19 protein-coding genes are annotated in these 17,125 nt (G+C 71.5%); 3 read left to right on the top strand and 16 right to left on the bottom strand.

Annotated features, from left to right (window positions below; all coding sequences use genetic code 11):
• Positions 1-11: 11 nt before the first annotated feature.
• Genes ABEB12_RS32725 through ftsH form a run of 6 tightly spaced genes read right to left on the bottom strand, consistent with a single transcriptional unit; the run spans position 12 to position 5,128 of the window.
• A complete protein-coding gene (locus ABEB12_RS32725; protein WP_185063526.1) occupies positions 12-485 on the bottom strand; it encodes a DUF3180 family protein in 474 nt (157 codons plus the stop codon).
• Positions 482-982 (bottom strand): 2-amino-4-hydroxy-6-hydroxymethyldihydropteridine diphosphokinase, encoded by a 501-nt coding sequence (folK, locus tag ABEB12_RS32720; RefSeq protein WP_185063525.1) that lies wholly within the window; start codon positions 980-982, stop codon positions 482-484. The genes ABEB12_RS32725 and folK overlap by 4 nt, the downstream gene beginning before the upstream one ends.
• On the bottom strand, positions 975-1,340 hold the full coding sequence (gene folB, locus ABEB12_RS32715; protein ID WP_185063524.1) for a dihydroneopterin aldolase: 366 nt from the start codon (positions 1,338-1,340) through the stop codon (positions 975-977). Before folB ends, folK begins: the two co-directional genes overlap by 8 nt.
• Positions 1,337-2,188: a dihydropteroate synthase gene (gene folP / locus ABEB12_RS32710; protein ID WP_185063523.1), complete on the bottom strand. Its 852-nt coding sequence runs from the start codon at positions 2,186-2,188 to the stop codon at positions 1,337-1,339. Before folP ends, folB begins: the two co-directional genes overlap by 4 nt.
• Positions 2,188-2,844, bottom strand: a complete 657-nt coding sequence (gene folE, locus ABEB12_RS32705; RefSeq protein WP_185063522.1) for a GTP cyclohydrolase I FolE — start codon at positions 2,842-2,844, stop codon at positions 2,188-2,190. Before folE ends, folP begins: the two co-directional genes overlap by 1 nt.
• Before the next feature lie 10 nt (positions 2,845-2,854).
• Positions 2,855-5,128 carry an ATP-dependent zinc metalloprotease FtsH gene (ftsH, locus tag ABEB12_RS32700; protein ID WP_185063521.1) on the bottom strand — a complete coding sequence of 758 codons (2,274 nt, stop codon included), beginning with the start codon at positions 5,126-5,128 and terminating at the stop codon, positions 2,855-2,857.
• Positions 5,129-5,547: 419 nt separating this feature from the next.
• Here ftsH and ABEB12_RS32695 point away from each other — a divergent pair, with 419 nt between their 5' ends.
• Positions 5,548-6,243, top strand: a complete 696-nt coding sequence (locus ABEB12_RS32695) for a serine protease (RefSeq protein ID WP_185063520.1) — start codon at positions 5,548-5,550, stop codon at positions 6,241-6,243.
• Between the two features lie 60 nt (positions 6,244-6,303).
• Here the strand turns inward: ABEB12_RS32695 and hpt are convergent, their stop codons facing one another.
• From hpt to dacB, 4 genes are read right to left on the bottom strand one after another with little or no spacing between them, the layout of a single operon-like run.
• Positions 6,304-6,867, bottom strand: a complete 564-nt coding sequence (hpt, locus tag ABEB12_RS32690) for a hypoxanthine phosphoribosyltransferase (RefSeq protein WP_185063519.1) — start codon at positions 6,865-6,867, stop codon at positions 6,304-6,306.
• Positions 6,868-6,881: 14 nt separating this feature from the next.
• Positions 6,882-7,859: a tRNA lysidine(34) synthetase TilS gene (gene tilS, locus ABEB12_RS32685; protein WP_185063518.1), complete on the bottom strand. Its 978-nt coding sequence runs from the start codon at positions 7,857-7,859 to the stop codon at positions 6,882-6,884.
• A gap of 3 nt (positions 7,860-7,862) precedes the next feature.
• The gene (locus tag ABEB12_RS32680) at positions 7,863-8,912 is read right to left on the bottom strand and encodes a zinc-dependent metalloprotease (protein ID WP_425572297.1); all 1,050 of its coding nucleotides are present in this window, start codon (positions 8,910-8,912) and stop codon (positions 7,863-7,865) included.
• A gap of 22 nt (positions 8,913-8,934) precedes the next feature.
• On the bottom strand, positions 8,935-10,326 hold the full coding sequence (gene dacB, locus ABEB12_RS32675; protein ID WP_185063516.1) for a D-alanyl-D-alanine carboxypeptidase/D-alanyl-D-alanine endopeptidase: 1,392 nt from the start codon (positions 10,324-10,326) through the stop codon (positions 8,935-8,937).
• Positions 10,327-10,403: 77 nt separating this feature from the next.
• Between dacB and ABEB12_RS32670 the strand changes: the two genes are divergently transcribed.
• On the top strand, positions 10,404-10,895 hold the full coding sequence (locus ABEB12_RS32670; protein ID WP_185063515.1) for an inorganic diphosphatase: 492 nt from the start codon (positions 10,404-10,406) through the stop codon (positions 10,893-10,895).
• A 163-nt stretch (positions 10,896-11,058) separates the two neighbouring features.
• Here the strand turns inward: ABEB12_RS32670 and ABEB12_RS32665 are convergent, their stop codons facing one another.
• The 3 genes from ABEB12_RS32665 to ABEB12_RS32655 form a co-directional block, all read right to left on the bottom strand.
• Positions 11,059-12,720: an MFS transporter gene (locus tag ABEB12_RS32665; protein ID WP_185063514.1), complete on the bottom strand. Its 1,662-nt coding sequence runs from the start codon at positions 12,718-12,720 to the stop codon at positions 11,059-11,061.
• A gap of 86 nt (positions 12,721-12,806) precedes the next feature.
• A complete protein-coding gene (locus ABEB12_RS32660) occupies positions 12,807-13,655 on the bottom strand; it encodes an enoyl-CoA hydratase-related protein (RefSeq protein ID WP_185063513.1) in 849 nt (282 codons plus the stop codon).
• A 36-nt stretch (positions 13,656-13,691) separates the two neighbouring features.
• Positions 13,692-14,072 carry a VOC family protein gene (locus tag ABEB12_RS32655; RefSeq protein WP_185063512.1) on the bottom strand — a complete coding sequence of 127 codons (381 nt, stop codon included), beginning with the start codon at positions 14,070-14,072 and terminating at the stop codon, positions 13,692-13,694.
• A 70-nt stretch (positions 14,073-14,142) separates the two neighbouring features.
• Here ABEB12_RS32655 and ABEB12_RS32650 point away from each other — a divergent pair, with 70 nt between their 5' ends.
• Complete coding sequence (locus ABEB12_RS32650; protein ID WP_185063511.1) at positions 14,143-14,931, top strand: enoyl-CoA hydratase/isomerase family protein; 789 nt, start codon at positions 14,143-14,145, stop codon at positions 14,929-14,931.
• Between the two features lie 3 nt (positions 14,932-14,934).
• On the opposite strand, the gene ABEB12_RS32645 is transcribed toward ABEB12_RS32650, so the two are convergent.
• The 3 genes from ABEB12_RS32645 to ABEB12_RS32635 form a co-directional block, all read right to left on the bottom strand.
• Positions 14,935-15,183 (bottom strand): hypothetical protein, encoded by a 249-nt coding sequence (locus ABEB12_RS32645; protein WP_345703334.1) that lies wholly within the window; start codon positions 15,181-15,183, stop codon positions 14,935-14,937.
• 231 nt (positions 15,184-15,414) lie between these two features.
• Positions 15,415-16,632, bottom strand: a complete 1,218-nt coding sequence (locus ABEB12_RS32640) for an acetyl-CoA C-acetyltransferase (protein ID WP_185063509.1) — start codon at positions 16,630-16,632, stop codon at positions 15,415-15,417.
• Positions 16,629-17,084 (bottom strand): MaoC/PaaZ C-terminal domain-containing protein, encoded by a 456-nt coding sequence (locus ABEB12_RS32635; protein WP_185063508.1) that lies wholly within the window; start codon positions 17,082-17,084, stop codon positions 16,629-16,631. The genes ABEB12_RS32640 and ABEB12_RS32635 overlap by 4 nt, the downstream gene beginning before the upstream one ends.
• Positions 17,085-17,125: the final 41 nt, after the last annotated feature.

The raw sequence follows: 17,125 nt of genomic DNA, 5'->3' as shown, positions 1-17,125 counted from the left end.
AGCCGCGATTCTCAGCGCCGGTCGCCGTGCTCCTGATCGCGGTCGTTCCGCCCGGTCGGGGCACGGCAGCAGTGCTGCAGCCACAGCGCGGCGACCACCAGCGAGATTGCGCAGACCAGGCCGACCACCGCGCCCGGGGTGTCCGCCACCGCCGCCTCCAGCTCGGCCTGCTTGGGCAACAGGTAGACCAGTAGCCCCAGCCACACCCCGGCCATGATCGCCCCGGCCAGCGCGGACGCCTTGGCCAGCGCCACCGCGCGGGCGGCGGACAGCGGCCGCACCGGGCGGGTACCCGGCTTGCCCTCGATCCGCGCCTTGATGATGTGGCCGAGCACCGCCTCGATCGCGGCCAGCCCGAGCAGGGTCACCCCGGCCAGCGGCGGGATGGCCGGCAGCGAGGCGTAAACCAGCCGCACGCCCAGGTAGGCCACCACGGTGACGGCGGCCGCGACGGCCAGCAGCTCGGGCAACCGGGTCGGTTTCACGGCGCCAGCCTCAGGTCGTCCCGCCGGCGCAGGCCGTCCTCGCCGAGCCCTGCGAGGAGCGAGGCCACCGAACCGTACCCGGGCAACGAAGCGTCCGGCTCGATGTCCAGCCACGGGCGCAGCACGGTGTTCCGGGTGGCCGCTCCCGGATGCGGCAGCAGCAGTTTCGGGTCCCGGGAGCAGACCGGCCCGTCGGGTCCCCGCACGGCGACCACGTCCACGTCCAGCGTGCGCGGCCCCCAGCGCACCTCACGCACGCGTTCCGCGCGGGCCTCCAGCTCCTGCCCGAGGCGCAGCCAACCCCACTCGTCGCGGCCGTCCGCGCTGGCGACCAGCACCGCGTTCAGGAAGTCCGGCTGCTCGACACCACCCCAGGGGGCGGTCTCGTACACGGGGGACACCGCCACCAGCTCACCGGCGAACCCGGCGACGGCCAGGCGCAGGTACGCCAGCCGGTCCCCCAGGTTCGAACCCAGCGACAAAACCGCTTCAGTCACGGCCCCGCCGCACCACCACGGCCACGTCGGCGAAGTCCAGCGGGATCGGTGCGCCCGGCTTGTGCACGGTGACCTCGACCGACTCGATCCGCTTGTCCCAGGCCAGCACCTCGCCGGCGATCTTCCCAGCCACCGCCTCGATCAGCCGGTAGGGCGGCCCGGCCACGATGTCGGCGGCCAGCTGGGCCAGCGCGCCGTAGTCCAGGGTGTCTTCCAGTGTGTCCGACGCGCCGGCCGGCGCCAGGTCGGCCCACACGGCCAGGTCGACCACGAAGTCCTGGCCGTCCCGCCGCTCGTGCTCGAAGACCCCGTGGTGCCCGCGAACCCGCAACCCGGTCAGCACGATCCGATCGGTCATGCGGGCTGCCCGCCAGCGCGCCAGGCCTCGCCGACGGCGATCGCGTCGGCGGTGGCCGCCACGTCGTGCACCCGCACGCCCCACACCCCGGCCACCGCCGCCAGTGCGGAGATCGACGCGGTGGCCACCTCCCGGCCGGCCGGCGGGCGGGGCTTCTCCGGCGGACCGTTCACCCCGGCCAGCAGCCGGCCCAGGAAGCTCTTGCGGGACACCCCGACCAGCACCGGGAAGGGCAGCTCGACCAGCGCGTCCAGCCGCTTGAGCAGCGCCCAGTCGTGCGGCGGGCGCTTGGCGAAGCCGATGCCCGGGTCGATCACCAGCCGGGACGGGTCGACCCCGGCCGCCACCGCCGCATCCACCCGGGCCAGCAGTTCGTCCCGCACCTCGGCGACCACGTCCCGGTACACCGCGAGGTCGGCCATCCGGTCGCTGTGCCCCCGCCAGTGCATCAGGATCCACGGCACCCCGGCGGCGGCGACCACCTTCGCCATCGCCGGGTCGGCCATCCCGCCGGAAACGTCGTTCACCACCTGGGCCCCCGCGTCCAGCGCCGCCTCGGCCACCCGCGCGCGCATGGTGTCCACGCTGCACGGCACACCCTCGGCGGACAGCGCGCGGATCACCGGCAGCACCCGGTCGGCCTCCTCCGGCGCGGCCACCCGGTGCGCACCGGGCCGCGTGGACTCGCCGCCGACGTCCACCAGGTCCGCGCCCAGCTCGTGCAGGCGCAGCCCGTGCGCCACCGCGTCGTCCAGGCCGGAGAACCGCCCGCCGTCGGAGAACGAGTCGGGCGTGACGTTGAGGATGCCCAGCACCGCGCACCGCCCCGGCCGGGGCAGCCCGCCCATCAGCGTCCCCTGATCAGTGCCAGCGCCTCCGCCCGGGAGGCCGCGTTGCCCTTGAACTGCCCCCGGACCGCCGACGTGGTGGTGCGCGAACCGGGCTTGCGGATGCCCCGCATGGCCATGCACAGGTGCTCGGCCTCGATCACCACGATCACCCCGCGCGGGGCCAGCCGGCGCACCAGGGCGTCGGCCACCTGGGCGGTCAGCCGTTCCTGCACCTGCGGGCGCTTGGCGTAGAGGTCGACCAGCCGGGCGATCTTGGACAGCCCGGTCACCCGGCCGTCCACCGAGGGGATGTACCCCACGTGGGCCATGCCGTGGAACGGCGCGAGGTGGTGCTCGCACACGCTGTAGATCGGGATGTCCCGGACCAGGATCAGCTCCTCGTGGTCCTCGGCGAACGTCTTGGCCAGCACGTCGTCCGGGTCCTCGTACAGCCCGCCGAACATCTCCTCGTAGGCCTTGGCCACCCGGCGAGGGGTCTCCACCAGGCCCTCGCGGTCCGGGTCCTCACCGATCGCGTAGAGCAGTTCGCGAACGGCGGCCTCGGCCCGCTCCCGGTCGAACGCGCCGCGTCCCGGCACGGAGGGGCCACGCGCCTGGGCACCGTTGGTGGCCGGGTCGGGCGGGGCTGCGCTGTTGGCTAACGGGCCGGTCATGGTGCCGGCCTCAGCGCTTGTCCCGCTCGGCCGCGCCGTCCGAGCCATCCGAGTCCGACCACTTGTTGCTGGGCGGCGGCCACTCCTGGCCCCTCGGCACGGTCGCCGGCCGCCAGTTGGGCGGGGCGCCGTAGTTGGGCGGCACCGGGCCTTCCGGCTTCGCGCCGCCGTAGGGGCGGGACGAGCCGCCCGTCTGGCCGTTCGGACCGGCGTGCGGACCACCGTTCGCGCTGGTTTCCGGCGTGCCCTCGGCGGGCGTCGGAGCACCGCCCACCGGGGCGGGCTCGCGGTCCGGCTCCGGCTGCTCCTCCGGCTCGGCCGTCTCGTCCACCGGCGGCCACGGCTCGCCGCGCTCCTTGGCCAGCTCGGCCGGCGTCTGGATGGGCGGCTTGTCCGACGGGGTGCGGCCGCCGAAGTCGTTGAACGCGGTGATGCGGGGGCGCTTGGTCACCCCGGCGAAGATCCGCTCCAGGTCCTTGCGGACCAGCGTCTCCTTCTCCAGCAGCTCGAAGACCAGGCTGTCCAGCACGTCCCGGTAGGTGTTCAGGATCTCCCAGGCCTCGGTGTGCGCCGCCTCGATCAGCGCGCGCACCTCCTCGTCGATGCCCTGGGCCACCTGGATCGAGTAGTCCGGCTGGGTTCCCATTGTGCGGCCGAGGAACGGGTCGCCGTGCTCGGTGCCGTAGCGCACCGCGCCCAGCCGCGCGCTCATGCCGTACTCGGTGACCATCGCGCGGGCGATCTTCGTCGCCTGGTCGATGTCGCTGGACGCGCCCGTGGTGGGCTCGTGGAAGACCAGCTCCTCGGCGCTGCGCCCGCCCATCGCGAAGACCAGCCGGGCGATCATCTCCGAGCGGGTCATCAAGCCCTTGTCGTCCTCGGGGACGACCAACGCGTGCCCGCCGGTGCGGCCCCGGGGCAGGATGGTCAGCTTGTACACCGGCTCCAGGTCCGGCATCGCCCACGCGGCCAGGGCGTGCCCGCCCTCGTGGTAGGCGGTGAGCTTGCGCTCGGTCTCGGAGATGATCCGGCTCTTGCGGCGCGGCCCACCGATGACCCGGTCGACCGCCTCCTCCAGCGACTCCGCGTTGATCAGCTGGCCGTTCTCCCGCGCGGTGAGCAGGGCGGCCTCGTTGATCACGTTGGCCAGGTCGGCGCCGGACATGCCCACGGTCCGCTTGGCCAGCGAGTCCAGGTCGGCGTCGGTGGCCAACGGCTTGCCCTTGGCGTGCACCTTCAGGATGGCCCGGCGACCGGCCAAGTCGGGCGCGCCGACCGGGATCTGCCGGTCGAACCGGCCCGGGCGCAGCAGCGCCGGGTCCAGGATGTCCGGCCGGTTGGTCGCCGCGATCAGGATGATGCCGCCGCGCGCGTCGAAGCCGTCCATCTCGACCAGCAGCTGGTTCAGCGTCTGCTCGCGCTCGTCGTGGCCGCCGCCCAGGCCGGCGCCGCGCTGGCGGCCGACCGCGTCGATCTCGTCCACGAAGATGATGCACGGCGCGTTCGGCTTGGCCTGCTCGAACAGGTCACGCACCCGGCTGGCGCCGACACCGACGAACATCTCCACGAAGTCCGAGCCGGAGATCGAGTAGAACGGCACCCCGGCCTCGCCGGCGACCGCCCTGGCCAGCAGGGTCTTGCCGGTGCCCGGCGGGCCGTACAGCAGCACGCCCTTGGGGATCTTCGCGCCCAGCGCCTGGTAGCGGCCCGGGTTCTGCAGGAAGTCCTTGATCTCGTGCAGTTCCTCGACGGCCTCGTCCGCCCCGGCCACGTCGGCGAAGGTGGTCTTAGGCATGTCCTTGGACAGCTGCTTCGCCTTCGACTTGCCGAAGGAGAGCACCCGGTTGCCGCCGCCCTGCGCGCTGTTCATGATCCAGAACAGCAGCAGCAGGATCAGCCCCATGGGCACCAGGTAGATCAGCAGCTGGGTGAGGAACGACTCCTGCCGCACCTCGGTGTTGAAGTTGACCTTCGAGTCGGTGAGCGCCCGGAAGACCTGGTCGCTGCCGCCGATCGGGTACTGGGTGATGACCTTGTCGGTCTGGACTTGCTCTTTGCCGTTGGCCGCCGGGATCTTGTTCTTCAGGTCCAGCCGGAGCCGTTGCTCCTTGTCCTCGATCACCGCGTTCGTGACGTTCCCGGTGGCGACCTGGGTCAGCGCCTGCGACGTCGGGACCTGGGAGTATCCCTTGGTGTCGTCGAAGAACTGACTGAACAAGACATATAGAAGCAACGCCGCCAAGATCCATGTCAGCGGGTTACGGAGCAGACGCTTGCGATCCATGCAGCTGTGGCCTCCGGGCCTCGACCCTCCTGCGTACGCCCGGGCACGGCACACCCGAGAGTACCCAGCGTACCGGCCCATTCCGGCGAACGTCTGTCGGTCTGCTCACCGGTTACGGCTGGGTAGTCATGAACTGAACGCGGGGCCGCCCGGGTGGGTTCCCGACCGGCTCAGGTCACGTTCTGATATGTCACCGGATCGGGCCGGTATCCGCGGCCGACGTCCGTCGTTAGGGCAGTTACGAACCACGAGCAATCGTGGTGTTCGTGCGCGCACTGACCACGCCGGATCGTCGCCAGGAGTCCTAGATGACCGCTCTCCGTTGTTTGGCAAGCGCCGCGATAATCGCGGCCGTCACATCGGTCGCGGCCCCCGGTACTGCACTCGCGGACGACGCGAAGCCGATCCACCCCGGCGTGATGACCCGGTCCGAGGCCGGCCAGTGCACCTCCAACTTCATCTTCAAGGCCGGTGACAAGGTGCTGATCGGCCAGGCCGCGCACTGCACCGGCACCGGCGAGGCCACCGAGACCGACGGCTGCACCTCCAAGTCGCTGCCCCTGGGCACCGAGGTGAAGATCGACGGCGCCAGCAAGCCCGGCAAGCTGGTCTACAACTCCTGGCTGGCCATGCACGAGAACGGCGAGAAGAACAAGGACGTCTGCGCGTTCAACGACTTCGCGCTGGTCGAGATCGCCGACGAGGACGAGGGCAAGGTCACCTCCACGGTGCCCAAGTTCGGTGGCCCGACCGGCCTGCAGGACGGCCCGGTCGGCGTCGGCTCGATGGTCTACAGCTACCAGAACTCCAGCGCGCGGGGCGGCATCGCGGCGCTGTCCCCGAAGACGGGAACCGTGCTCGGCGAGGGCGGCAACGGCTGGTCGCACGAGGTGGTCACCCTCACCCCCGGCGTGCCCGGCGACTCGGGCAGCGGATTCATGACCGCCGACGGCAAGGCCTTCGGCCTGCTCTCCACCCTGAACCTGCTCCCCGCCCCCGGCAGCAACGGCGTGGTCGACCTAAACAAAGCCCTCAGCTACGCCAATGACAACCGCGACGACCTGGAGCCCATCCACCTGGTCGAAGGCGGACCGTTCCACGCCGGCCTGCTCTGAGCGTCCACCCACACCGACTCGGCGCCCACCCGGTTCACGGGGTGGGCGCCGAGTCGTTTGTCAGGCGTAGACGCTCGGGTCGAGGGTGCCGATGTAGGGCAGGTCCCGGTAGCGCTCGGCGTAGTCCAGGCCGTAACCGATGACGAACTCGTTCGGGATGTCGAAGCCGACGTAGCCGACCGTCACGTCCACCTTCACCGCGTCCGGCTTGCGCAGCAGCGTGCACACCTCGAGCGAGGCCGGGTTGCGCGCCTCCAGGTTCTTGAGCAGCCAGGACAGCGTCCGGCCCGAGTCGATGATGTCCTCGACGATCAGTACGTGCCGGCCGGCGATGTCCCGGTCCAGATCCTTGAGGATGCGCACCACGCCCGAAGACGACGTGGCCGAGCCGTACGAGCTGACCGCCATGAACTCCAGCTGCACCGGCAGGGGCAGCGCCCGGGCCAGGTCGGTCATGAACATCACCGCGCCCTTGAGCACGCCGACGAGCAGCAGGTCGCTGGCCCGGCCGGTACCGGGGCACCGCTCCCGGTAGTCGTCCCCCACCTGCTTGGCCAGCTCGTCGGTCTTGTCTCGGATCTGCTGCTCGGTGATTAAGACGGAAGCGATGTCACCGTCGTACAAGCCTGCGCCCCTCCTCAATCCGGCCGGTCCCACTCGGCACGGTCGAGACGCAGCCTGCCATGTCGGCGGGTCAGCTCCAAGCCTCCGGGCAGCGCCACGGCCCCCTGGCCGCGCCAGCGGCCGACCAGATCGTCGCAGCCGCGCAGGTGCCCTTCGCCGAGTTCGGGCACGCCGAGGCCGAGCAACCAGGAGCGCAGCACCCGGCGGCGGACCGCCGCCGGGTATCTGGCCAACACCTGAGCATCGAGAGTTTCATCACCCTCTTTTGTCGGGCCGCACGCGGCTTGGGCGCGGCCGGCCCATACGTCGAGCGCCTCACCGTCCTCGGCCAGCTGCCCGGCCGTGCGGGCCAGCGCGTCGGCGACCCCGCCGGCCAGCACGTCCTCCAGCAGCGGCAGCACCTCGGTGCGCAGCCGGACCCGGGTGAAGCGGGGGTCGGCGTTGTGCGGGTCGTCCCACACCGGCACGCCGAGGGCTGTGCAGGCCGCGCGCGTGGTGGCCCGGCGAATCCCGAGCAGGGGGCGCAACCACGGGTCCCGCCACACCCGCATCCCGGCCAGCGAACGCGCGCCGGAACCCCGGCCGAGCCCGAGCAGCACGGTCTCCGCCTGGTCGTCCAGGGTGTGCCCGAGCAGCACCGGGCTGTGTTCGGTGGGCCGAGCGGCGCGCAGTGCGGTGTAGCGGGCCCGCCGGGCGGCCGCCTCCGTGCCACCGGCCCCGGTCACCCGAACCGGCACCGGTTCGGCCGCAATGCCGTGCTCGACCAGCAGCTTCGCCGTCCGTTCCGCGTGCTCGGCGGAGCCTTCCTGCAGACCGTGGTCGACCACGGCGGCGTGCACCGGACCACTCCACACGGCGACCGCCGCGAGCGCCAGGGCCAACGAGTCCGCGCCCCCGGAGCAGCCGACGAGCAGCGGGGTTTCCGGGGGCAGTTGGTTGAGCGCGGCCCGCACCGCCGTGCGCACCGCCGCGACTTCAGGTGAGAGCCGCACCGGTCAACCGCCGTGCACCCGGCGCACCCAAGCGTCCGGGTCGGCCAGCTCGGCCCGGGTGGGCAGCGTCTCAGGGGCGGTCCACACCCGGTTGAACCCGGCCATGCCGACCCGGTCGACCACCGCGTCGGTGAACGCCGCGCCGACCGCGTACTGGCGCATCTTCGCCTCCACGCCGAGCAGCGCGCGCAGCACCCGGTCCAGCAGGCCGCCGCCCCGGCGGCGGGCGGTGAACCGCGCGCGGATGGTCGACACGCTGGGCACCACGGCCGGGCCGACGGCGTCCATCACGTGGTCCGCGTGCCCCTCCAGCAGCGTGGTCAGGGCGAGCAGCCGGTCCAGCATGGCCCGCTGCTCGGGTCCCTGCAGCAGCTCGACCAGGCTCATCGAGTCGCGCACCCCGCGCGCCTCGGCGAACACCTTGGGCAGCCGCTCCAGCAGGCCCGTGGCGCTGGTCTCGGCGGCGGAGAGGAACCCGGTGACCTCGGCGGCGAAGTAGTCGCGCAACCACGGCACGGCGGTGAACTGCAGGCGGTGGGTGGCCTCGTGCAGGCACACCCACAGCGCGAAGTCGTCCAGCGAAACGTCCAGCGCCCGCTGCGCGGCCACCACGTTCGGCGCGACCAGCAGCAGCCGGCCCTCGCCGTCCGGCCCGCCGAACGGGTCGTACTGGCCGAGCACCCGGCTACCCAGGTAGGACAGCAGCGCGCCGGCCTGCAGGCCGGCCGTGGTGGCGGTCAGCTTGCGCGCCGTGGCGGGCACCGCCGGAAGCCTTGCCCCGCTGGTCAGCGCGGCCATCCCGGCGGTGGCGGCGTGCGCCCAGGCCGGCCGGTCGACCACGTCGGCGGGCAGCAGGGGCAGGCCCCCGCCCAGGCCGGTGATCTCCCGCACGTGGCCCTCGGCGATCGCGGCGTCGGCGCGGAGCAGGTCCACGGCCCGCTGCGCCAGCGCCCGGTCCACGCTGGGCCCCGCCGGCATCAGCCGGGCGGCGGTGCGGGCCGCCAGCTCCCAGTCGACGGGCAGTCCGGCCTGGGTCTCCTGCGTTTCAACCACCACCCCAACACGGTACGTGGGGTTACTTACAACCGCAGTTGCGCAGGACGGATGCGATGGCGTCGAGTTTCGGGCGGGCGTCGGCCGGTGATGTGCCGTTGGACATCAGCGCGAAGGTGAGCACCCGCCCATCGCTGTCCGTGACCATCCCGGCCAGCGAACTGACCCCGGTGAGCGTGCCGGTCTTGGCCCGCACCAGGCCGCGGGCGTCGGCCGAGTCACCGGTGAACCGCTCGGACAGGGTGCCGTCCCCGCCGGCCACCGGCAGGCCGGCCAGCAGCGGGCGCAGGCGGACCGCCCTCGGGTCCGAGGTCGGCCCGCTGGCCACCGCCAGGATCTGCCCGAGCAGCTTGGCCGAGGCGCGGTTCTCGGTGGAGAGGCCGCTGCCGTCCACCACCTTCACCCCGGTCAGGTCGAACCCGGCCTCGGCCAGCGTGTCGTGCACCGCCCTCGCCGCGCCGTCGAACGAGGGGTCCGCCCCCCGGGCCAGGGCGACCTGCCGGCCCAGCGCCTCGGCCAGCACGTTGTCCGAGATGCGCATCGCGTTGTCCACCAGGTCGCTGATCGGCGGCGAGCTGATCTCGCCGAGCACCGGGGCGCCGTGCGTGGCCACCTTCGTCTCGATCTTCGTCGGGTCCGCGCCGATGCGCTGGGCGAACAGCTTGCCGGCGTCCTGGGCCGGGGTGGGGGTGCGCGGCGGGTTCACCTCGTCGGGCTTGGTGCGCCCGCCGTCCAGGATCAGCGGCCCGATCGGGGTGAAGTTGCCGTCCTTGATGTCCACCTTCTCCCAGCCGGGAGCCATGGTGTCGCCGTCGAACATGCTGGTGTCCACGCTGACCGTGCGGATCGGCTCCGGGTGGGCGTTCTTCACCGTGGCCACCAGCGTGTCCAGCTTGGCCGCACCCGGGTATACCGAGCTCTTGTCCTTCGACAGCGAGGACAGGGTCGGGTCGCCGCCGCCGACCAGGATCACCGAGTCCGGGGTGTCCCCGGCCACCACCTTGGTGGTCAGCCGGGTGCTCGGGTCGACGGACAGCAGCACCGCCGCCATGGTGAGCAGCTTGAACGCCGAGCCCGGGGTCAACGGCTTGTCCGGGTTGCGCGACCAGAGCACCTTGCCGGTGGCCGGGTCGGTCACCTCGCCGGTGAGGGTGCCCAGTGCGCTGGCGTTGACCGCCTTGTTCAGCGCGGTGGACAGCCCGGAGTTGGTCGGGGTCGGCGCGTCGGCGGCCAGCGCGCGCAGCGCCAGCGCGGGCGGCGGCGGGGGCGGCCGCTCCGGCTTGCGGTTGAGCAGCGTCACACCGGTGAGCACCAGCGCAATCACCACGACCAGCGAAGAGCAGACCAGTACCGTGGTGCGCCGTTGCCACGGCAGCTTGAGCAGACCGGTCACCCGGTCCAGCAGTGCGCGCACCCGTCCTCCCTGCCTCCGGACCCGTGCACCACACTAGAAGACACATTCCTACGCCACTGAAAGGACCAGCGAGTCACGTGGACTTCGACGTCACCATCGAGATTCCCAAGGGAGTCCGGAACAAGTACGAGATGGACCACGAGACCGGCCGCATCAAGCTTGACCGGACGCTGTTCACCGCTACCCAGTACCCGGCCGACTACGGGTTCATCGACGACAGCCTGGGCGAGGACGGCGACCCGCTGGACGCGTTGGTGCTGGTCCAGGAGCCGACCTTCCCCGGATGCCTGATCCGCTGCCGGGCCATCGGCATGTTCCGCATGCGGGACGAGAAGGGCGGCGACGACAAGGTGCTCTGCGTGCCCGCGTCCGACCCGCGCCAGGAGCACCTGCGGGACATCCACCACCTGGCCGAGTTCGACAAGCTGGAGATCGAGCACTTCTTCCAGGTCTACAAGGACCTGGAGCCGGGCAAGAGCGTCGAAGGCGCAAAATGGGTCGGCCGCACCGAAGCCGAGGCCGAAATCCGCCGCTCCTGGGACCGCGCCAAAACCACCCCCGAGCACTAACCCCCACCCTGATTCAGTGCCTTTGGCAGGGTGATTCAGTCAGTTCTGCAGCCCAAAGTGACTGAACCAGCGTGCTCAAAGCACTGAACCGGGGTGCTGAAAGCACTGAACCGGCGTGCTGAAAGCACTGAACCGGGGTGCTGGAGGCACTGAATCGGGGTGCTCAGGGGACTGAATCGGCGGGGTGGGGGTGTTCGGCGTCGCGGCGGAGCTCGAGGGCGGACTTGGCGCGCAACGGGACCTCGGGCATCAGGAGGACCAGGGTCCAGGCGAGCACCAGGACCGCCGCGCCGGTCGCGAAGGTGAGCGACATGGACGCGGCGAACCCGTCCAGGAACGGCTGGGCCAGCCGGGGGTCGAGGTGGTTCAGGAACGACGTGTCGTCCAGCGAGACGGAGCCCGGCGTGCCGGACGCGACCGCGTCCAGGATCGGCCGGTCCACCGGGTCCGCGCGCACCGACGGGTCGGCCAGCGCGGCCGCCAGATCGGGTGAGCCGGCGGTCGCGCGGAACGCTTCGGTGATCTTCCCGGACACCGTGCCGAACAGTATGGACAGGAACACCGCCGTACCCAGCGTGCCGCCGACCTGCCGGAAGAAGGTCACCGAGGAGGTGGCCACGCCCAGACTGGTGACCGGCATGGCGCTCTGCACGGCCAGCCCGATCGGCTGGGTCGACGCCCCGAGCCCCATGCCGAACAGCGCCATGAACACGGCGACCCAGCGGAACGAGGTGTGCGCGTCCACGGCGGCGAGCAGCCCCAGGCCGGCGATCATCAGGGTGACGCCGAGCAGCGGCCAGCGGTGCAGCCGGCCGGTGCGGGAGATGATCCGGCCGGCGGTGAGCGACATGCAGATCAGGCCGAACACCATGGGCAGGGTGAGCAGGCCGGCCTCGGTCGGGCTGGCGCCCTTGGCGATCTGCAGGTAGAGCGGCAGCGCGGCGGTGCTGCCGAACATGGCCACGCCGATGACCATCGACGCCGCGGTGCCCAGCCCGAACGTCCGGTTCCGGAAGAACTCCAGGGGCAGCAGCGCGTGCTCGCCGTACCGCCGCTCGTTCAGCACGAACAGCACCAGCCCGACCGCACCGATCCCGAAGCAGCCCACCGAGGCGGCCGAACCCCAGCCCCACTGCCGGCCCTGCTCGGCCACCACCAGCAGCGGAACCAGGCCCAGCGCCAGGGCCAGCGCGCCCGGCCAGTCCACCCGCCGCGACCGGCGGGTGTGCGGGATGTTCAGCACCCGCGCCACAATCACCAGCGCGACCAGCCCGATCGGCAGGTTGACCAGGAACACCCAGCGCCAGCCCGCGATGCCCAGGATCGACTCCTGGCCGGCCAACAGGCCGCCGGCCAGCGGCCCGAGCACGCTGGACGCGGCGAACATGGCGGTGAAGTAGCCCTGGTAGCGCGGGCGGTCCCGGGGCGCGACGATGTCGCTGAGGATGGTCAGGGCCAGCGAGAACAGCCCGCCGCCGCCCAGCCCCTGGATCGCGCGGAACACCGCCAGCTGGTACATCGACCCGGCGAACGCGCAGGTCAGCGAGCCGGCCAGGAACAGCCCGATGGCGAACAGGAACACCGGCCGGCGCCCGTAGAGGTCGGAGAGCTTGCCGTAGAGCGGCGTGGTCAGGGTGGAGGTGACCAGGTAGGCGGTGGTCGCCCAGGCCTGCAGGGTGAGCCCGTTCAGGTCGTCCGCGATCACCCGGATCGAGGTCGCCACGATGTTCATGTCCAGCGCGGCGAGGAACATGCCGACGACCAGGCCGGCGATGATGGTCAGGATCTGGCGGTGGCTGAGCAGCGGCGTCGCCGCGTCGGTCACATGTCCCCCCGGGTGTCGGCGCAAACCGTCCTATGGTCGCGTGCGCATGTCACTACGTCGACCCGGTTTCGCGCCGCGCCGGGCGGCTACAGCGGCTTGAACTCGCGGTCCGGCCACCAGGGGTAGTCGGGGGGCAGGTCGGCCGGCACGCGGCCGGGGTAGTTCGGCGGCCGCTTGGCCAGGAACGACTCCACGCCCTCCCGGGCGTCCGCGCTGGCCCCGGCGAAGTGCAGCGCCCAGGACTCCACCCGGTGCGCCTCCATCGGGTGGTCCGCGCCGAGCGCCCGCCACATCATCTGCCGGTTCAGCGTCGCGGACACCGCCGAGGTGTTCTCGGTGATCTCCCTGGCCAGCTCCAGCGCGGCCGGGAGCACTTCGTCGGCCGGATGCACGCTGCGCACCAGCCCGGATTTGACCGCTTCCTCCGGCCCGAACACCCGGCCGGAGAGCGTCCACTCCAGCGCCTGGGAGATGCCGACCACGCGGGGCAGGAACCAGCTGGCGCAGCCGTCGGCCACGATGCCCCGCCGGGCGAACACGAAACCCATCTTGAGCGTCTCGGAAGCCACCCGGATGTCCATCGGCAGCGTCATGGTCGCGCCCACACCGACCGCCGGGCCGTTGATCGCCGCGATCACCGGCTTGGAGCACTCGAAGGTGCGCAGGTTCAGCACCCCTCCGGAGTCGCGGTGCCAGTCCCGGTCGGTGCGGTCGAAGGTCTTCCCTCCGGACTCCAGGTCGGCGCCGGCGCAGAACGCGCGCCCGTTGCCGGTGACCACGATCGCTTTGACGTCGTTGTCCGCGTCCGCCGCGTCGTAGGCGCTGATCAGGTCCTCGCACATCTGCGTGGTGTAGGCGTTCAGCCGGTCCGGCCGGTTCAGCCGGATGATCAGTACCGCTCCGTCGCGCTCGGTCTCGATCGTCTCGTAGCTCACCGCCGCACGTTAACGCGGACGGCGGCTCACCGCGCGTTAACCACCGCTGCCGTACGGCCGGGTGATGATCTCCAGGTAGTGCCCGTCCGGGCTGTTCCAGTAGACGCCGCGCCCGCCGTCGTTGTGGTTGATCTCGCCGGGGCGGGACTGCATCGGGTCGGCCCAGTGCGCCAGCCCGCGCTCCTTGATCCGGCCGTAGATCTGGTCGAACTCGTCCTCGCTGACCAGGAACGCGTAGTGCTGGCTGGGGGTGTCGTCGGCCTTCATGAAGTCCAGGCTCACCCCGTTGGCCACCTCGACCACCTGGAACGGCCCGAACGACTGCGGTCCCGCCAGCCCGAACAACTCGACGAAGTCCTCGGCCGCCGCCTTGGGATCACGGCTGGCCACGATCGTATGGTTCAGCTCGACAGCCATACCTCGAACGTACGCCGCTCGTCGACGCTGACGGCCAGCCTTTTCCGCGCGTTCATCCGAAGGGACCGCCATGACCGACCGGTACGCCGCGTTTTCCACGCTCAAGTTCTCCCGCCCGGCGGACGGAATCCTGGAGATCCTGCTGGACGGGCCGAACCTGAACGCGGTCAGCGCACCCATGCACGCCGAGCTGGCCGAGATCTGGCCGGTGATCCACAAGGACGCCAGCGTGCGGGCGGTGCTGGTACGCGGCGCGGGCAAGGCGTTCTCGGCCGGCGGCTCGTTCGACATGATCAACGAGATGACCGCCGATCCGGCCGTCCGCACCCGGGTGTTCCACGAGGCCCGGGACCTGGTCTACAACCTGATCAACTGCGACACGCCGATCGTGTCGGCGATCAACGGCCCGGCGGTCGGCGCCGGCCTGGTGGTCGCTCTGCTCGCCGACGTCTCCATCGCCGGCCGCCGCGCCAAGATCGTCGACGGGCACACCCGGCTGGGCGTGGCTGCCGGCGACCACGCGGCGATCTGCTGGCCGCTGCTGTGCGGCATGGCCAAGGCCAAGTACTACCTGCTCACCTGCGAGGCGCTGTCCGGCGAGGAGGCCGAGCGGATCGGCCTGGTCTCGCTGTGCGTGGACGACGACGCGCTCGCGGACCGCGCGCTCGAGGTGGCCCAGCGGCTGGCCGCCGGTTCGGTGACCGCCACGCGGTTCACCAAGAACGCGCTGAACAACTGGTACCGGCAGGCCGGTCCCACCTTCGACGCCTCGCTGGCGATGGAGTTCTACGGCTTCGGCCTGCCCGACGTCCGCGAGGGGGTCGCCGCTCACCTGGAGAAGCGCGCCCCCCGGTTCTAGTGTCTAGCTGGCGCGGGCCGTTGGATGCCGGGCGCGGGCCAGCTCGGCCGCGCCCGCGTCGGTCAGCCGGGCCGGCCAGCGGCCCGAGCCGAGACCCGGCTGGGCGACCAGGCCGGCACGCACCAGCCGGCGCGCGGCGTCGGCGTCGCAGAACCTGCGGCCGTCCACGAACATCACCGGCTGCGAGCCCGGCACGATCTCGCAGCGCTCGTTCGCCACGGCGGTGAGCAGGGCCAGATCCCGGCGATTCAACGTTTCACTCCCTGACACGGTCATCCTTCGTCCCCTCCCCGAACGACACTTGCCATTAGAGATGTCGTCCCACCCGCATCAAGTGTTTCAGATCACCTTGCCATTAACCGCCGGTTTTCGACCGCTCACCGTGAAAAATCGACCACTTGTCGACCGGGCGTCGGGAATCCGTTTAGCGTGGCCGTTCGGCGCACCGGGGACCGGCCCGGAGGGGTGGGCCGGCCGGTGCGTTCAGCTCACCCTTTCGAACACCGCGGCGAGTCCCTGACCACCGCCGATGCACATGGTCTCCAGCCCGTACCGGACCTCCCGCCGATGCATCTCCCGGGCCAGCGTGGTGAGGATCCGGCAACCCGTGGCGCCCACCGGGTGCCCCAGCGAAATGCCGGAGCCGTGCACGTTGAACCGCTCGTCGGTGAGCGGGTCGATCTTCCACTCCCGGGTGCAGGCCAGCACCTGCGCGGCGAACGCCTCGTTCAGCTCGATCAGGTCGATGTCGGCCAGGCCCAGCCCGGCCCGATCCAGCGCCTTGGCCACCGAGGGCACCGGGCCGATGCCCATGGTCGCCGGTGGCACCCCGGCCACCGCCCAGGACATCAGCCGTACCAGCGGGCGCAGGCCCAGCGCGGCGGCCCGCTCCGGCGATGTCACCACGCACATCGCAGCGCCGTCGTTCTGCCCCGAGGCGTTGCCGGCGGTCACCGTGGCCTCCGGGTCGGCCTTCCCGAGCACCGGGCGCAGCTTGGCCAACGTCTCGACGGAGGAGTCCGGGCGGATGTGCTCGTCGGCGTCCACGACCGTGTCCGGCTTTCCCCGGCGGCCGGGCAGCACCACCGGCACGATCTCCTCGGCGAAGATCCCTTTTTGCGCGGCGGCCGCCTTGCGGTGCGAGCTGACCGCGAGTTCGTCCTGCTCCTCGCGCGGGATGGCGTACTCGCGGCGCAGGTTCTCCGCCGTCTCCAGCATGCCGCCGGGGACCGGGTGGTTCACCCCGCCGGCGGTCACCCGGCCCCGGGAGAGCGCGTCGTGCAGCTCCACCGACGGCACACCCTTCACGCCCCAGCGCATCGCGGTGGAGTAGAACGGCGCGGACGACATCGACTCGGCGCCACCGGCCAGCACCAGCTCGGACACCCCGGTCTGCACCTGCATCGCGGCCAGCAGCACCGACTGCAGCCCGGAACCGCACCGGCGGTCCAGCTGGAACCCGGTCGCGGTGATGGGCAACCCGGCGTCCAGCGCGACGACCCGGCCGAAGGCCGGCGCGTCCATCGTCGGGTAGCAGTTGCCCATGATCACGTCGTCCACGGCGTCGCCGGGCAGCCCGGTGCGGTTCAGCAGCTCCCGGGCCACCGTCACGGCCAGCCGGTGCGCCGGCACGTCGCGCAGCGCACCGCCGAAACCCCCGACCGGGGTGCGCAGCGGCTCGCAGATCACCGCCTCGTTCACAGGTAGTACCTCGACAGGGTCTCGGCCACGCAGGCGGGACGCTCGGAGCCCTCCAGCTCGATGGTCACCTTGTTCGCCACCTGCACCCCGCCGCCGCCCACGTCCTCCACGGACAGCACCTCGTAGCGGGCGCGCAACCGGCTGCCCACCGGCACCGGCGAGGTGAACCGGACCTTGTTCAGCCCGTAGTTGATGCCCATCTTGATGTTCTCCACCTTGAACACCTGCTGGTTGAACAGCGGGATCAGAGAGACCGTGAGGAAGCCGTGCGCGATGGTTTTGCCGAACGGTCCTCTCGCCGCGCGCTCGGCGTCAACGTGGATCCACTGGTGGTCGCCGGTGGCATCGGCGAACCGGTTGATCCGCTCCTGGTCGATGGTCAGCCATTCGCTGACGCCCAGCTCGTCACCGATGGCCGCCTTCAGCTCGTCGACGCCGTTGAAGACCCGCATGCCTTCCTCCTCGTGTCCGTCCGGGTTTCACCCAACCACGG

The organism is Actinospineispora eucalypti (assembly GCF_039543365.1).
GTDB classification, from domain to species: domain Bacteria; phylum Actinomycetota; class Actinomycetes; order Mycobacteriales; family Pseudonocardiaceae; genus Pseudonocardia; species Pseudonocardia eucalypti.
Note: the sequence above shows the minus strand (reverse complement) of the source record. Positions and strands in the feature narration are given on the sequence as shown.

Excerpts from the sequence above, each read along its gene's own strand:
- folB (WP_185063524.1), bottom strand. The coding sequence starts at position 1,340 with ATGACCGATCGGATCGTGCTGACCGGGTTGCGGGTTCGCGGGCACCAC.
- folP (WP_185063523.1), bottom strand. The coding sequence starts at position 2,188 with ATGGGCGGGCTGCCCCGGCCGGGGCGGTGCGCGGTGCTGGGCATCCTC.
- folE (WP_185063522.1), bottom strand. The coding sequence starts at position 2,844 with ATGACCGGCCCGTTAGCCAACAGCGCAGCCCCGCCCGACCCGGCCACC.
- ftsH (WP_185063521.1), bottom strand. The coding sequence starts at position 5,128 with ATGGATCGCAAGCGTCTGCTCCGTAACCCGCTGACATGGATCTTGGCG.
- ABEB12_RS32695 (WP_185063520.1), top strand. The coding sequence starts at position 5,548 with ATGACCCGGTCCGAGGCCGGCCAGTGCACCTCCAACTTCATCTTCAAG.
- ABEB12_RS32655 (WP_185063512.1), bottom strand. The coding sequence starts at position 14,072 with ATGGCTGTCGAGCTGAACCATACGATCGTGGCCAGCCGTGATCCCAAG.
- ABEB12_RS32650 (WP_185063511.1), top strand. The coding sequence starts at position 14,143 with ATGACCGACCGGTACGCCGCGTTTTCCACGCTCAAGTTCTCCCGCCCG.
- ABEB12_RS32635 (WP_185063508.1), bottom strand. The coding sequence starts at position 17,084 with ATGCGGGTCTTCAACGGCGTCGACGAGCTGAAGGCGGCCATCGGTGAC.